This window comes from Marinoscillum sp., assembly GCF_965229915.1.
In the GTDB taxonomy this organism is placed as follows: domain Bacteria; phylum Bacteroidota; class Bacteroidia; order Cytophagales; family Cyclobacteriaceae; genus Marinoscillum.
This window is the reverse complement of the sequence record NZ_CBDDJZ010000001.1, coordinates 4,580,691-4,595,314: the sequence shown is the minus strand read 5'-3', so window position 1 is coordinate 4,595,314 and position 14,624 is coordinate 4,580,691. Positions and strand designations below refer to the sequence as shown.

General features: G+C 42.9%; 13 protein-coding genes. 7 read left to right on the top strand and 6 right to left on the bottom strand.

What is annotated here, in order from left to right; translation table 11 throughout:
- Window positions 1-20: 20 nt before the first annotated feature.
- Window positions 21-1,676, top strand: coding sequence for a glucose-6-phosphate isomerase (pgi, locus tag ACO067_RS19610; protein WP_421877297.1), 1,656 nt, complete (start codon window positions 21-23; stop codon window positions 1,674-1,676).
- Here the strand turns inward: pgi and ACO067_RS19605 are convergent.
- Window positions 1,663-2,406: a TrmH family RNA methyltransferase gene (locus tag ACO067_RS19605; protein WP_421877295.1), complete on the bottom strand. Its 744-nt coding sequence runs from the start codon at window positions 2,404-2,406 to the stop codon at window positions 1,663-1,665. The genes pgi and ACO067_RS19605 overlap by 14 nt on opposite strands.
- Window positions 2,407-2,540: 134 nt before the next feature.
- On the opposite strand from ACO067_RS19605, the gene ACO067_RS19600 reads away from it, so the two are divergent.
- From ACO067_RS19600 to ACO067_RS19590, 3 genes are read left to right on the top strand one after another with little or no spacing between them, the layout of a single operon-like run.
- Entirely contained in the window at window positions 2,541-4,862 is a 2,322-nt protein-coding gene (locus ACO067_RS19600; RefSeq protein WP_421877292.1) for a BamA/TamA family outer membrane protein, read from the top strand.
- A 1-nt stretch (window position 4,863) separates the two neighbouring features.
- Entirely contained in the window at window positions 4,864-5,787 is a 924-nt protein-coding gene (hemF, locus tag ACO067_RS19595) for an oxygen-dependent coproporphyrinogen oxidase (protein ID WP_421877289.1), read from the top strand.
- Complete coding sequence (locus ACO067_RS19590; RefSeq protein ID WP_421877287.1) at window positions 5,780-6,349, top strand: phosphatase PAP2 family protein; 570 nt, start codon at window positions 5,780-5,782, stop codon at window positions 6,347-6,349. Before hemF ends, ACO067_RS19590 begins: the two co-directional genes overlap by 8 nt.
- Here the strand turns inward: ACO067_RS19590 and ACO067_RS19585 are convergent.
- Together ACO067_RS19585 and ACO067_RS19580 are read right to left on the bottom strand one after the other, a co-directional pair.
- On the bottom strand, window positions 6,326-7,012 hold the full coding sequence (locus tag ACO067_RS19585) for a LytR/AlgR family response regulator transcription factor (RefSeq protein ID WP_421877284.1): 687 nt from the start codon (window positions 7,010-7,012) through the stop codon (window positions 6,326-6,328). The genes ACO067_RS19590 and ACO067_RS19585 overlap by 24 nt on opposite strands.
- An 11-nt stretch (window positions 7,013-7,023) precedes the next feature.
- The gene (locus ACO067_RS19580; protein ID WP_421877281.1) at window positions 7,024-7,620 is read right to left on the bottom strand and encodes a riboflavin synthase; all 597 of its coding nucleotides are present in this window, start codon (window positions 7,618-7,620) and stop codon (window positions 7,024-7,026) included.
- 90 nt (window positions 7,621-7,710) lie between these two features.
- Here ACO067_RS19580 and ACO067_RS19575 point away from each other — a divergent pair, with 90 nt between their 5' ends.
- From ACO067_RS19575 to ACO067_RS19565, 3 genes are read left to right on the top strand one after another with little or no spacing between them, the layout of a single operon-like run.
- On the top strand, window positions 7,711-8,331 hold the full coding sequence (locus ACO067_RS19575) for a protein-L-isoaspartate(D-aspartate) O-methyltransferase (protein WP_421878328.1): 621 nt from the start codon (window positions 7,711-7,713) through the stop codon (window positions 8,329-8,331).
- 1 nt (window position 8,332) lies between these two features.
- Window positions 8,333-8,854, top strand: coding sequence for an acyl-CoA thioesterase (locus ACO067_RS19570; RefSeq protein WP_421877279.1), 522 nt, complete (start codon window positions 8,333-8,335; stop codon window positions 8,852-8,854).
- A gap of 4 nt (window positions 8,855-8,858) precedes the next feature.
- Window positions 8,859-9,365 (top strand): hypothetical protein, encoded by a 507-nt coding sequence (locus ACO067_RS19565; protein WP_421877277.1) that lies wholly within the window; start codon window positions 8,859-8,861, stop codon window positions 9,363-9,365.
- 10 nt (window positions 9,366-9,375) lie between these two features.
- Here the strand turns inward: ACO067_RS19565 and ACO067_RS19560 are convergent, their stop codons facing one another.
- Genes ACO067_RS19560 through alaS form a run of 3 tightly spaced genes read right to left on the bottom strand, consistent with a single transcriptional unit; the run spans window position 9,376 to window position 14,604 of the window.
- Window positions 9,376-10,503 (bottom strand): redoxin domain-containing protein, encoded by a 1,128-nt coding sequence (locus ACO067_RS19560; protein ID WP_421877274.1) that lies wholly within the window; start codon window positions 10,501-10,503, stop codon window positions 9,376-9,378.
- Between the two features lies 1 nt (window position 10,504).
- The gene (gene gatB / locus ACO067_RS19555; protein ID WP_421877271.1) at window positions 10,505-11,965 is read right to left on the bottom strand and encodes an Asp-tRNA(Asn)/Glu-tRNA(Gln) amidotransferase subunit GatB; all 1,461 of its coding nucleotides are present in this window, start codon (window positions 11,963-11,965) and stop codon (window positions 10,505-10,507) included.
- Window positions 11,962-14,604, bottom strand: a complete 2,643-nt coding sequence (gene alaS / locus ACO067_RS19550) for an alanine--tRNA ligase (RefSeq protein ID WP_421877269.1) — start codon at window positions 14,602-14,604, stop codon at window positions 11,962-11,964. Before alaS ends, gatB begins: the two co-directional genes overlap by 4 nt.
- Window positions 14,605-14,624 lie beyond the last annotated feature (20 nt).

Below are 14,624 nucleotides of genomic sequence, written 5' to 3'. Positions count from 1 at the left end.
TGCATCAAAACTAGATATTGATGCTACCAACTATAAATCCTACAGAAACAAAGGCCTGGAAACGACTTGAAGATCATTATCAGTCGATCAAAGAGGTGGAAATGAAAACCCTCTTTGATGCTGATAGCGACCGATTCAATCGGTTTTCTACCCAATTTGAAGACATTCTACTCGACTTTTCTAAAAATAGAATAGACCAGACGACACTGGACCTCCTATGCGAGCTGGCTAATGAAGTACAATTGGATGAGGCCAAAAAACAATTGTTTGGTGGCTCTCATATCAATCTTACTGAAGATCGAGCGGTCCTCCACGTGGCTCTACGCAATATGTCTGGCAAGACGTTCACTGACGATGGCAAGGATGTTACTGAAGATGTCAAAGGGGTTTTGCAGCGGATGCAAGCCTTTGTTGGCAACCTCCACTCAGGGCAGCTCAAGGGATATACAGGTAAAAAAATCACGGACATAGTAAATATAGGGATCGGCGGATCTGACCTGGGGCCATTCATGGTTACGGAGTGTCTGAAACCCTATTGGGTAGAGGGTGTCACGCCTCACTTTGTTTCCAATGTAGATGGTACTCATATCGTGGAGACACTCTCTAAAGTGAATCCAGAAACTACGCTATTCATCATTGCTTCTAAAACCTTTACTACTCAGGAAACCATGACTAATGCTAATACAGCAAAGGAATGGTTCCTAAAATCGGCAGATGATGAGTCCTATGTAAAAAACCATTTTATAGCCTTGTCCACCAATCAGTCAGCAGTTGCTGAGTTTGGGATTGACACCAATAACATGTTTGAGTTTTGGGACTGGGTAGGTGGTAGATACTCACTATGGTCAGCTATTGGTATGTCTATCGCCTGCACTATAGGCTATGACCGCTTTGAAGAACTGCTATCTGGTGCAGAAGCTATGGATCAGCACTTCCTATCTCAACCATCAGCTCAGAACTTACCGACCATTCTAGCATTGCTCGGCGTATGGTACAACAACTTCTTTGGGGCTGAGACACAAGCCATTCTCCCCTATGACCAATACATGCATGCATTCGCTCCATACTTCCAGCAAGGTGACATGGAGAGCAATGGAAAGTATGTGAGTCGCTCTGGTGAAAAAGTAAGCTACCAGACCGGACCAATTATCTGGGGTGAGCCTGGCACCAATGGCCAGCATGCCTTCTATCAACTGATTCATCAGGGAACAAAACTGATACCATGTGACTTTCTGGCGCCTGCTATCAGTCAAAATCCGGTAGGTGATCACCATGAAAAACTTCTAGCCAACTTCTTTGCTCAAACAGAAGCTCTGATGATGGGAAAGACCCAGACGGAAGTAGAGCAAGAATTTAAAGCAGCTGGTGTCCCACAGGATCAAATTGACTTGCTAGCACCTTTTAAAGTATTTGAAGGTAACAGACCTACTAATAGTATTTTATTCAAAAAGCTGACACCAAGGGCCCTCGGATCGTTGATTGCCATGTATGAGCACAAGATTTTTGTGCAGGGAGTGATCTGGAACATCTTCAGCTTTGATCAGTGGGGAGTGGAGTTAGGAAAGCAGCTTGCCAAAAGAATATTACCAAAACTGGCCTCAGAAGAAAAAGTAAATGATCATGATGCCTCTACATCGGGTCTGATCAACACGTATAAGCAGTTCAGGAAAGGTTAAAACAAAGGTGGTGGCAGAGTATCCCGGTAGCAACCCCCACGTTAAGAGACTCTGCCTCCCCTATTCTAGGAATGGTTACTTTGCCAGTGAGTAATGGAATTACTTCTGGGGAAATACCGTGAGACTCGCTTCCCATTACCAACACCACAGGGCCTGCAGATTTCCATTGATTCATAGCTTTTCCATCCAGATCTGCTCCATATGCAGGTATTGGTGACTGACGAAGCAGTGCAGGCAAATCCATATATCGCACATTAATCCGTGAGTAGGAACCCATGGTTGCATTAACAACTTTAGGGTTATAAAAATCTGCCGTATTTTCGGAGCATATGAGCTGCTTCATCCCAAACCAGTCCATGGTGCGAATGATTGTCCCCAGGTTACCAGGATCACTTATTCCATCAAGAACCAATACATGCTCACTGAAGTCCATAGACGTGTTGATTGCAGGCATTTCAAATACTGCCAGGCAATCATTATTGGTGGTAAAAGTTCCCAGATCTGTAAGCACATCGGCTGTAGTTTCTAAGACTTTAGACTCAACAATCGCCAGTGCTTCTTCGTTATCCTTTATAAATTGAGAAGTTGCCAAAAGATACCGTAAGCTCAGCCCATTCATGATCCCTTCCAGGACATTTTTGCGTCCTTCCGCCAGGAAACACATTTCCTTTGAGCGGTATTTTTTTATCTTCAGTGATTTAATGAATTTTGACTGTTTGTTTGAAACCATAAGGTGAGCAGGATTTGAGCGTAAGAACCGTACTTTTACTATTACCAGTTATCCTAACGTCGTGTTTGGGCACAAAATACCTAAAAAAGGATGAATCGGTTCTTAAAAACCAGAAAATAAACACGTCTGGTGAGGTGTCTAAAGATGTATTAAGAGAACAACTAACCCAATCTCCAAACACACGACTGGCATTCTTTCCTATTGCTCATTTATTTCATATCAAAAAGCTCGGGGAGTCATTTTATGATTCAGCAAGGACCGCTGAAAAACGCACTAAAATTGACAATAAATACCGTAGCAAAATCAATAAGGCCAAATCATCCAAGCGCAAATCCAAGCTGAATACCAAACGTGTCCAAAAACTCGAAAAGAAGGATAAAAAGTTAAAAGAAGGAAACCAGCTAATGCGCTGGGGTGAATCACTAGCTGTATTCGATAGTAGTAAGATCTCTGGCTCGGTTAATAACCTACAGAATTACCTCTTTGCCCATGGCTATTTCAACGCTACGGTGGAGACTAAAATAGAAACTGACAACAAAAAAACTACAATCCACTATACAATAGGTGAACAAAAAGCCTATACCATAGATTCGATGATCTACGTAATAGCTGACGACAAGGTCAAACAGCTATTTATGGAGCATCTGGATGAGCAGCTGCTTCAGGATGAACAATACGACCAGGATCTATTCGGCAATGAACGAAATCGAGTATATGACCTAATGAGTAACAATGGTTATTTTAACTTCAAAAGGCAGTACGTTCTTTTTGAGGTAGATTCTACAATACTAAACAGTCATCGACTGGTGGTGCGCGAAACGATCGTGAATCCTCCTGATAAGAGTAGTCATCAGCCCTACCGGTTAGACTCGGTGACCTTCTCTGCCGATTTGGCGGGAGTAAACCGCTATCTAAAACCAGTAGAATACAACAATGTGACGTACAATTTTCGAGGTAGCAGATATTCTGAAAAACTCATCAGTCGGCGTATTTTCCTGAGAGAAGACAGCTTGTACAGCAAGCAATTGACTTTTGAGACTCAGCGTCAGCTATCATACCTGGATATTTTCAAGTTTGTCAATGTCAATTATGATACCACAGGAGGCAAATTCATCGCTAATATTTTCACAAGCCCACTCAAAAAGTATCAGACATCTACTGAAACAGGACTGAGTATTTTTGATGCCCAAGGGTATCCAGGACCGTTCTTCAACCTCAACGTAAAAGGTAGAAACATCTTTGGCGGTTTGGAAATTGTTCAACTAGAAGGAAATGTCAGCATTCAGGGACTTCAGTCGGTTACTGCCGATGAAAATGTAAGTACACAAAACTTCAACTATTCCAGACTTCAATACGGCGGTAAGTTATCATTTACCTTTCCACAATTCCTGTTTCCGATAGGTGAGCGGCAGAGAAACTTTATTGGAAAGTTTAATCCCAGAACAAAGCTGTCTGCAGGGGTCAATTTTGAAGATCGGATTGGTGAGTACAAAAGAAATACAGTCAATACCAGCATGTCTTATATCTGGCAGGTAGGTGATCAATACCAGTTTACCTTTACTCCTTTTGATGCTAGCTACATCTTTTCAGAAAAGACCGATCAATTCAATCAAGAACTTGAAAATGAAGGTAATCAATCCATCATTGCCGCATTCAACCCATCATTCTTTGTTTTTTCAGCGGTTGCTGCTCGGATTAATAAAGGAAACTACGGAGTTGGGAACAGTAATAGTCACTTCATTCAAGCATCACTGGAATCTGGTGGCAACATGCTAAACGCTTTTAATGGACTGAAAGCGTTCGATAGTCTGGAAAACTATAAATATTTAAAAGCCGCATTTGAGTTCCGTCAAAACATCCGGCTAACCTCTCGTTCATCTTTTGCCTATAAGATAAATGTAGGAGCTGCCTATGCTTATGGAGCTAATAACGGTCTTCCGTATGAAAAATATTTCTTCGCAGGAGGTAGTAATAGCATTCGTGCCTGGCAGCCACGTAGGCTTGGTCCAGGAGCGTATGCACCATATGATTCCGCGGCTACTGATGGTGAAGTCAAGGTAGATTACCTCACCGAGCGAGCTGGAGACATTTTACTGGAAACAAGCGCTGAGTTTAGGTCTAGTTTGGTCGGTTTCATTGATTACGCCTTATTTGTGGATATGGGAAATATGTGGCTTTGGGAAAGTGAAAACGTCAACCCTGAAAGCGACGGTGACTCAAATGACAATGGAAAATTTCGCTTCGATCAATTCACCAATGAATTAGCAGTTGGGGCTGGATTCGGGCTTCGTTTTGACTTTTCATTTTTAGTACTTAGACTGGATCTGGCTTACAAAGTAGTGGATCCAGCTTATCCTAAAGGCCAGCGCTTTTTGCTTAACGACTATCAGTTCAATGATTTGTGGGATTTTAGAAACCATGCTACACTAAACATTGGTATCGGATATCCATTTTGACATGAGAAACAAAGAAGATATAACTAATTGGTTCAAAGATTTACAAGACAACATCTGCCAGAGCCTGGAAACCCTGGATGGTCTGGCATCCTTTAAAGAAGATCATTGGGAACGACCAAATGCTGGCGGTGGAGGTCGATCCAGAGTTATTACTAACGGAAGCCTAATTGAGAAAGGTGGAGTGAACTTTTCGGCAGTACATGGAGATCTACCCGAAAAGATTCAAAATGCGTTGGGATTTGGTCCATCCACGTTTTATGCTACAGGTGTCTCTATTGTACTTCACCCTGTCAATCCCTGGGTACCCATCATTCACATGAATGTGAGGTACTTTGAAACTGAGAGTTTAAAAGATCACCAATCTACCTATTGGTTTGGTGGGGGTATTGACCTTACTCCTCATTATGTAAATGCAACCTCGGGACATTATATCCACCAGCGGTTAAAAGAAGCATGTGACAAAACCGATCCATCCTATTACTCCAGATTTAAAAAGTGGGCAGACAACTACTTCTATATCAAACATAGAGAGGAAACGCGTGGAGTTGGTGGTATCTTCTACGACCACTTAAACGAAGAAAAGGAATCACATTCATTCGAAGATCTGTGGGAATTTCACCAGAATGTCGGAAAAGCATTCATTCCGATCTATGCTCATTACGCCAATACAAACAGGGATAAGCCGTACTCGAAAGAACATTTGGACTGGCAGCGTCTGAGAAGAGGTAGGTATGTAGAGTTTAACCTGGTTTGGGATCGAGGCACCAAGTTTGGGCTGGACACTAATGGCCGCACCGAATCCATCCTCATGAGTATGCCACCTCAAGCTGATTGGGTCTATGATCATCAGCCTGCTGCTGGCACTCCAGAAGCTGAATCGCTAAAATGGCTCAAGAAAGACATCAACTGGTTAGCTGATGCTTGATCGATTAGAACAGCTAGACAAAGAAATATTTCTCGCATTAAACGGATTAGGTAGTCCATTGCTGGACGGCTTTATGATCTTCATGTCTGAGAAGCATGTCTGGATACCGCTTTACCTGCTTCTTATATTCTTCCTTGCAAAAAAATATACCTGGACCGTATATCAACCCCTATTGGTGATTGGACTTGTTTTGCTCTGTACTGACCAAACGACTTCCTCTATCATGAAGCCCTTCTTTGAGCGTTTTCGACCCTGCAAAGACCCTGAGATGGACGGACTGGTACACATCATAGACAAATGTCGTGGGTTGTATGGATTTGCATCAGGCCATGCTGCTAACACTTTTGGGTTGGCCGGATTCTTTTACTTCAGTGAACGATCCAAAAAAGGGATAGCCTTACTAATCTGGTCCTCAATAGTGGCCTACAGTAGAGTTTACCTGGGCGTTCACTACCCAGGCGATGTGTTGGTTGGAGCAGGTATTGGCTTGTTTTTTAGCTTCATTTGGGTGACTCTCTATAAAAGAGTAGCTGCCAAATCAGAGCATATTCACTTTCTCTAGGAATGCTTCCTTATAAGAGGCACCAATCGGAATCACCTTGTCGCTAATCGCAATATTGAAATCCTCAATATGGTTAATTCGATTTCTATTGACAATGTAAGAGCGATGCACTCTGCTAAAAATACTAACCGGTAGCCGTTTTTCGATACCCTTCATGGTGTGATGTACAATGTACTTACCCTTCACCGTGTTGAAAATCACATAATCCGCCAGAGCTTCGACAAAATAGAGTTCATCATAGGGGATTCGAACAAACTTCGAACCTGACTTAACGAACAGGTGATCTTCTTTCTCCGCGTATTTAAGCTCTTTTTCCCGTTGTTCTTTTGCTTTTACAGCTGACTTCAGGAATCGGGTATATTCGAATGGCTTGACCAAATAATCCAGCACATTATCTTCAAACGCCTCTATGGCGTACTCTTTTTTAGAAGTGATGAAGATAATTGGATAGGTATTTTTAAGAGACTTGGCCAGATCAAGCCCGGTCATTTCAGGCATCTCCACGTCCAGGAAAACCAAATCCACATCATTATTCTTCTCATCGATCAGAATATTAGACGCTTCAATAGTGTTATCCAACACATGAGTTAGGTTCAAAAAATCCGTTTGCTCAACAAATTTACTTACGAGTAGACGGGACATTTCGTCATCGTCAACAATCATACAGTTAAGGATCATAGTGGACTAGCTGTATTAAGACTGGTTAATTTTTGTATGTATTTACCTACAATATCGAATTCAACATTAACAATACTACTTTTTTGGAGATTTTTAAAATTTGTGTGCTCAAAAGTGTAGGGAATAATTGCAACCTTGAAGGTATTTTCCTTTACATCAAAGCACGTCAAGCTGGTACCATTCAAGCATACACTACCTTTCTCTACCATCAAGCCAGGTTGCCTAAGCTGAAAAACAAACACCCAGGAACCATCCACATCGTCCACGCTCAGTACCTCCGCCGTGGTATCTACATGGCCTTGAACAATGTGCCCATCCAAGCGGCCATTCATCTGTAGACACCTCTCCAAATTGATTGAATCACCTACCACCAACTGACCAATGTTTGACTTCTGCAACGTCTCATCTACGGCAGTCACCCAATGACTATCATCCCCTACTTTCGTCACTGTGAGGCACACTCCATTGTGACTTACACTTTGATCTACCTTCAACTCATGACTGATTGAGGAGTAAATTTCGAGATGTAAGTTCGTGCCTTCTCTTTTTGTTTGAGTAAGATTGCCGAGTGATTCTACGATACCAGTAAACATTGATTTTTGTCAGATTCGATGGCTGGGTTATTACTTAATGCAATAATAGTTAATCGAAGATAATTGAAAGACACCTATAAGCATAAAGGCATGCGCAAGCTACTGATTAAAGAGATAGTGGCTAAGGGCATAAAAGACCGCAGGATATTGGATGCGATGATGAAGCTTCCCAGGCATTTTTTCTTTGATGATATTTTTGTATCCCACGCCTATGAAGACAAGGCCTTTCCTATCGGTCAGGGCCAAACCATCTCTCAACCTTATACCGTCGCCTTTCAAACGGAACTTCTTGAAATACAACCTGGTGATAAAATCCTGGAGATCGGCACGGGATCCGGATATCAAGCTGCGATATTGATGGAGTTGGGTGCTGATGTTTACACCATAGAGTACAACGAAGTACTCTATAAAAAAACCAAATCCTTTCTACCAAACCTTGGGTATCGACCAAAATTCTTTCATGGCGATGGGTCTAAAGGACTGCCTCAGCATGCACCCTATGACGGTATCATTGTGACAGCCGGAGCTCCTACCCTCCCACAGGATCTGGTAAAGCAACTCAAAGTAGGCGGCAAACTCATCATTCCAGTCGGTAATGACAAGACTCAAGTGATGTATCGACTGAAGAAGATAGACGAAAACAAAATATCCAAAAAAGCATTTAACAACTTCAGCTTTGTACCTTTGCGCGGTGAAAAAGGATGGAAATAACATGCCTAAGAAAGTAAAAAAATGTAGGGAATCGTTCGTTACCATGACCGAACTGGTTCTACCCAATGACACCAATCCGCTCAACAACCTAATGGGAGGACGCCTGATGCACTGGATGGATATCGTGTCGGCCATCGCTGCGCAGCGTCACAGTAACCGAATCGTGGTTACGGCATCAGTGGATAACATTTCTTTTTCCAAACCCATCCAGCTAGGCAATGTGGTAACGCTCACTGCTTATGTCACCCGGTCTTTCAATTCATCCATGGAAGTGTTCATCAAAGTAACAGCGGAAGACATTCCATCTGGAAAGAAAACCGAGTCTAATCGTGCATTTTTCACCTTTGTGGCAGTAGATCAAACGGGAAGACCAATTGATGTACCAGAGGTAGAACCGGAAAGTGATGAAGAAGTAGAGCTTTTTGAAGGTGCTTTGAGAAGAAGACAATTGAGGTTAGTCTTAGGAAAGCGCATGAAACCCGAAGATGCCGTGGAATTGAAGTCAATTTTCAAGATGGACTAATGTAATGGATAACGACTATTTACCTTTATTCATTACGGAGGACGTGTTCATCGTCAAAGAGACCCAGCAGTCAGGCAACGCACCTGCTAAAGATGTCCAAACACCAGCTGGTACTGATTCAAAAGCTGAAGAGCCGATAGTGAAACCGATTCCTCCAGCTCCAGAACCCAAGCAGGAAGAACAGAAAATTCACGAACTAGCCATCTGGACGCCACCGCTTACCAATGAGGACAAAACACTTTTAATTAAAATCCTTCAGGCGATCAAGGAAGATTTTCACTCAGCTCATGTAATGGAAGGGATTTCCAGCTATTCTCCGCACTATCAGAAACTACTGTGCTTTGGCTATCAAAAGGAGTTGGAACTCAAGATTGGTCAGTCATTGAGTCTTTACCAACCTTCAGATCATGCTGCACAGCAAATACTAGTTAGTGTTGCTCCTGCGGAACTGCACGGCGATGCAACACAAAAAAAGCGCCTGTGGGAGGCGCTTCAAAAAATGTTCTTATAATCTATCTGGTTTAACCGAAGATTTCCTTCAGCTTAGCTTCCAAACTTGGTCCTCGCAGACCTTTGGCCAATATCTTGCCATCTGGTCCTATCAGGTAAGTCGCAGGGATAGCAGAAATCTGATAAGTCTGAGCAGCTTCAGAGTTGAAATACTGCAAGTCACTTACGTGTTTCCATGGTAGTCCATCCTGTTCAATGGCTTTTACCCAATCCTTCTTATTTCTATCAAGTGATACGCCTAGAATCTCAAAGTTCTCGCCGGCATATTCATTGTAAACTCTCACCACGTTTGGATTTTCAGCTCTACAAGGTTTACACCAGGCAGCCCAAAAGTCAATCAATACGTATTTACCTTTCAGTGATGACAAGGTAATCACCTCCCCATCAGGATTTGGTAATGAGATCTCTGGGGCATCAGCACCAATCGCCAATTTCTTTGCGCCTTGCACTTTACCGATCAAGTCTTCTACGAAAAAGTTTTGAGCGAGTGCACTATCCGTTTGCATCTTCTGAGCAATGCTATCATAAAAGGTATAATGTTCGTCAATCGGCAAAGACTCCAACCCGTAGATAACCGCCAAGGAAGGGGTAATACTCCACAAGTACTCTTTCATGTCAGATTGAGCTACGGTCATGAGGTCATAATACTCTTCGGTAATTCGCTCCATTGCTGCTTGATCACTATTGGTTCTGGCCTCCATGGCCTGCTGTTGCAAGTCCTGTATGTCTGACTGCTGATCTCTCATCATCCCTTCCAGCTGCTTGACATAATTGGTATGCCTTGAACCAGCTATGGAGACCTCTCCTTGTGGGTTATCGCCTTCCAGCATGATTTCTACTTCCTTTTCCTTACCATCAAGAACAAGGTTGAGCTGCTGTCGGTTGTAAAAGTTTAAGCGGAAAAATGAGGGATATTCCACAGGAACTTTGAACCGAAATTCGCCCGATTTCTCTACATCAATGGTATCTATTGGCTTCAATCCCTCAGGGGTAAACTCATTGAGTACGACCAATTCTCCATCAATAGGGTTTTCTACTTTGCCAGTCACTTGTACTCCTTTGTCATTCGAAGATTCGGTGCATGACACACCTAAGAGTGCAATGACTAAAACTGAGATAGTGTTTCTTATTAATTTCATATTACAATTCTAATGAATCTCTTAATAGCTTGTTAGCAACTTTAGGATCAACTTTGCCCTGAGTCTTCTTCATGAGCTCTCCCATGAACATTCCTATCAATCCTTTTTTGCCATTTTGATAGGCTTTTACCTTATCAGGATTAGCAGCCAGCACCTCGTCTATCATTGGCTGAATGGAGTCTGAGTCGGACTCCTGGATGATATTCAATGCATGTGCGGCTTCTTTCGCCTGAACGTGTGGATGCTTAAACAAATAAGGTAATAACTGCTGACTGGCAGCAGAAAAGCTCACTACATTCTGATCTACCAGATCGATGACCTCAGCCAGACGACTTACTCCGATCTCCAGTTCGTCTATCTCCTTTCCGTGTTCATTGAGGTAAGATTTAATGGGTCCCATCGTCCAATTAGCTGCAGCCTTGTAATTGGTAGTTTTTTCGCAAAATGAATCAAAAAAATAGGCCAGCTCCTTTCTGTCAGTGAGTACTTCTGCATCGTAAAGACTCAAACCAAAATCGGTTTGGAATTTCTCACGAAATTCTGATGGTAAAGTAGGTTGAGTGTCCCTAATCTCATGAAGCCAGGCTTCTGTCACATGGATTGGACTCAAGTCTGGCTCGGGAAAGTAGCGATAATCGTTAAGCTCCTCTTTGGTCCGCATACCCGAAGACCTACCAGTGTTTACATCAAAAGTTCTTGTCTCGGATAAGATTTCTTCCCCATCTTCTATCAGATCTATTTGACGTTCCATCTCATGCTCGATGGCTCGAATCACACTTTTGATGGAATTCATGTTTTTTAATTCCACCTTTTTTCCCAATTCAGCAGAATCAACCGGTCTCACCGACACATTCGCATCACAGCGAAGAGAACCTTCCTCCATATTCCCATCACAGATACCCAGGTATCGAACGATCCTACGTACCTCAGCCAAAAATGCTCCAGCTTCCTCAGCAGTATGAATGACCGGCTCTGTCACAATTTCTATAAGTGGCACCCCAGCTCTATTCAAATCGATTAGGGTATCTTTTTCTCCATCCAGGTGAATCGACTTACCAGCATCTTCTTCCAGATGTATCCGGTTTAGCACCACTTTCGAGTGAATACCATCGCCATAATAGACCGGAACTTCCCCTCCTACACAAATCGGTGTTTTGTCCTGGGTAATCTGGTATCCCTTTGGTAAATCAGGATAGAAGTAATTCTTACGATCAAAAAACTGGTATTCGCTAATCTGGCAATTACAAGCCAACCCCATTCGAATCGCATACTCTACTGCCTTTCTGTTCAGCTTGGGCATGACACCAGGGTGGCCCAGAGAAATCACGCTCACATTGGTATTCGGTGAGTCACCAAAAGAATTGCTATCTCCTGAAAAAATCTTTGTTTCTGTGTGCAACTGGGCATGCACCTCCAAACCAACAACCAGCTGGTACTTACTTTTCACTTCTGGTGAAATCATTTAATCTCAATGTTCAGTTTTTCCTTCAATAGTTGTTTCCCAACCTCTAGGGCCTTTGGTAAGCCAGCCACATTTTTACCACCTGCAGTGGCGTAAAAAGGCTGTCCACCTCCACCTCCCTGGATCTCTTTAGCCATCGCACGAACCATTTCTCCGGCGTTTAATCCATGAGTTTTAACCAACTCATCGTCCATTATGACACTAAGCATTGGTTTTTCGTTCATGTTGGCGGCTAAAACCGCAATGAGGTTAGGAACTTCATTTTTGAGTTCAAATGACAGTTGCTTAAGTACATTGGCATCAGGCACATTGATTATCTGGGTGATCGCCTTGATACCATTATTCTCCTGAGCTGCTTTGATCAAATCAGCCTTAAGAGCACTGCCCTGTTGCTGATTCAGCTCATCTATTTTCTTTTGTAATTCGTTCTTTTCATCAATCAACGATTGAATCGCCTTTTTCGGGTCCTTAGGGCTTTTGAGTAATTCCTTGATCTGCGAGAGTAGTTCCAACTCCTGATCTACATACTGCTCAGCTCGGTCTGCCGTAATGGCTTCAATCCTACGCACTCCAGCAGCTACAGAGGTCTCACTTACAATTTTCAAAAGGCCGATATGCCCGGTCGCCGGCACGTGAGTACCTCCACAGAGCTCTACCGAATAATCCCTATCAAAAGTAATTACCCGTACGAACTCACCATATTTCTCTCCAAATAGTGCCATGGCTCCCATTGACTTGGCCTGCTCTATCGGCACATTTCGCTGCTCATCCAATTTGATATTTTCACGAATCTTTCGGTTTACGATGGCCTCTACTTTTGCCACTTCTTCATCTGTGACCTTGGCAAAATGTGAAAAGTCAAATCGCAACACTTTTTCGTTGACCAAAGATCCCTTCTGCTGCACATGGTCACCGAGCACCTCTCGCAACGCGGCATGCAGCAAATGTGTAGCTGAATGATTGTTTTCAGTTAGCAAGCGCTTGGATTCATTCACCTTAGCGGTGAAGGGTTTTTCTAGATTTTTTGGCAAATCATTTGCATAATGAACGATCAGATCATTCTCTTTTTTAGTATCGAAAATGGCCACTTGCTCACCGTCACCAACCAAAATCCCTGTATCACCTACTTGTCCTCCACTCTCGGCATAAAATGGCGTTTGGTCCAATACGATCTGATAGAACGATTTATTCTTCTGCTTCACCTCACGATATCTGGTTACTTTGGCTTCAGCTTCCAGATGTTCGTATCCCAGAAAAACAGGCAGGTCTTCAGACTCCTGCACGACTACCCAATCTCCAGTAGACTGCTGGGCAGCACTTTTGGATCGCTCCTTCTGCTTGGACATTTCCTCCTGAAATCCACTTTCATCAACAGAAAGACCATTTTCACGAGCAATTAAGCAGGTGAGATCTAGTGGAAAACCATAGGTATCGTACAATTCGAAAACAACCCTTCCATCTATAACTTTTCCTGAAGTCTCGGATTTGATGGTTTCGAATAGTTTCAGTCCTTTGTCGAGGGTTCTCAAGAAGGCAACTTCTTCCTCGCGGATTACCTTAGCCACAAAATCTCTCTGAGAGTCCAACTCCGGGAACACCTCTTTGAACTGATCAGCCAAAAGGGGCACTAACTCTGTAAGAAATGGTTCTTTGAAGTCAAGAAATGTATATCCGTATCGAACTGCCCTTCTCAGAATTCTTCTGATGACATAACCAGCTTTGGCATTGCCCGGTAACTGTCCATCAGCTATAGTGAATGAAATTGCGCGAATATGATCAGAGATTACACGGATGGCAATATCAATTTTCTCATCCTTCCCATATGATACACCTGCCTTATTGGCGATAAATTGGATGGTAGGCTGAAACACGTCTGTATCATAGTTAGACTGCTTTTTCTGCACAGCCATTGCCAATCGCTCAAAGCCCATACCAGTATCGACATGCTGCTGCGGCAGGTTTTTCAACGAACCATCAGCCAGTCGATTGAACTGCATGAAAACCAGATTCCAGATCTCCACTACCAATGGGTGATCTTGATTAACCAGATCTCGACCAGACTTTTTGGCCACTTCTTCTTCAGATCTCAGGTCTATATGGATTTCAGAACACGGACCACATGGCCCAGTGTCACCCATTTCCCAAAAATTATCTTTCTTATTACCATTGAGAATTCTGTCAGCAGGAATCAATTCCTTCCAGAAACCTCGTGCCTCTTCATCTGCATCCAGCCCTTCACTGTCATCTCCCTCAAACACGGTGGCATACATTCTATCTGCTGGCAGTTCACACACTTCCGTCAAAAACTCCCATGCCCACTCTATGGCCTCTTTTTTGAAATAATCGCCAAAAGACCAGTTGCCTAGCATCTCAAACATGGTGTGGTGATAAGTATCTAGACCCACCTCTTCCAGGTCATTGTGCTTACCAGAAACCCTCAGACACTTCTGAGTATCAGCTACTCTACTGGCCTCAGGAGTCTTGTTACCCAAAAAATAGTCCTTAAACTGATTCATCCCCGCATTCGTAAACATCAGGGTAGGATCATTTTGCACCACTATGGACGCTGATGGAACTATTTTATGTGCTTTGGAATTAAAAAACTCTAGAAATTTGGCTCTGATGACCTTTGAATCCATGTAACTAACTGATAACTAAT

Bases quoted from the DNA above. Each gene is read 5' to 3' on its own strand.
- ACO067_RS19565 (WP_421877277.1), top strand. From the start codon at position 8,859: ATGGATAACGACTATTTACCTTTATTCATTACGGAGGACGTGTTCATC.
- ACO067_RS19570 (WP_421877279.1), top strand. From the start codon at position 8,333: ATGCCTAAGAAAGTAAAAAAATGTAGGGAATCGTTCGTTACCATGACC.
- ACO067_RS19585 (WP_421877284.1), bottom strand. From the start codon at position 7,012: ATGATTGTTGACGATGACGAAATGTCCCGTCTACTCGTAAGTAAATTT.
- ACO067_RS19575 (WP_421878328.1), top strand. From the start codon at position 7,711: ATGCGCAAGCTACTGATTAAAGAGATAGTGGCTAAGGGCATAAAAGAC.
- ACO067_RS19580 (WP_421877281.1), bottom strand. From the start codon at position 7,620: ATGTTTACTGGTATCGTAGAATCACTCGGCAATCTTACTCAAACAAAA.
- ACO067_RS19560 (WP_421877274.1), bottom strand. From the start codon at position 10,503: ATGAAATTAATAAGAAACACTATCTCAGTTTTAGTCATTGCACTCTTA.
- alaS (WP_421877269.1), bottom strand. From the start codon at position 14,604: ATGGATTCAAAGGTCATCAGAGCCAAATTTCTAGAGTTTTTTAATTCC.
- pgi (WP_421877297.1), top strand. From the start codon at position 21: ATGCTACCAACTATAAATCCTACAGAAACAAAGGCCTGGAAACGACTT.
- ACO067_RS19605 (WP_421877295.1), bottom strand. From the start codon at position 2,406: ATGGTTTCAAACAAACAGTCAAAATTCATTAAATCACTGAAGATAAAA.
- hemF (WP_421877289.1), top strand. From the start codon at position 4,864: ATGAGAAACAAAGAAGATATAACTAATTGGTTCAAAGATTTACAAGAC.
- ACO067_RS19590 (WP_421877287.1), top strand. From the start codon at position 5,780: ATGCTTGATCGATTAGAACAGCTAGACAAAGAAATATTTCTCGCATTA.
- gatB (WP_421877271.1), bottom strand. From the start codon at position 11,965: ATGATTTCACCAGAAGTGAAAAGTAAGTACCAGCTGGTTGTTGGTTTG.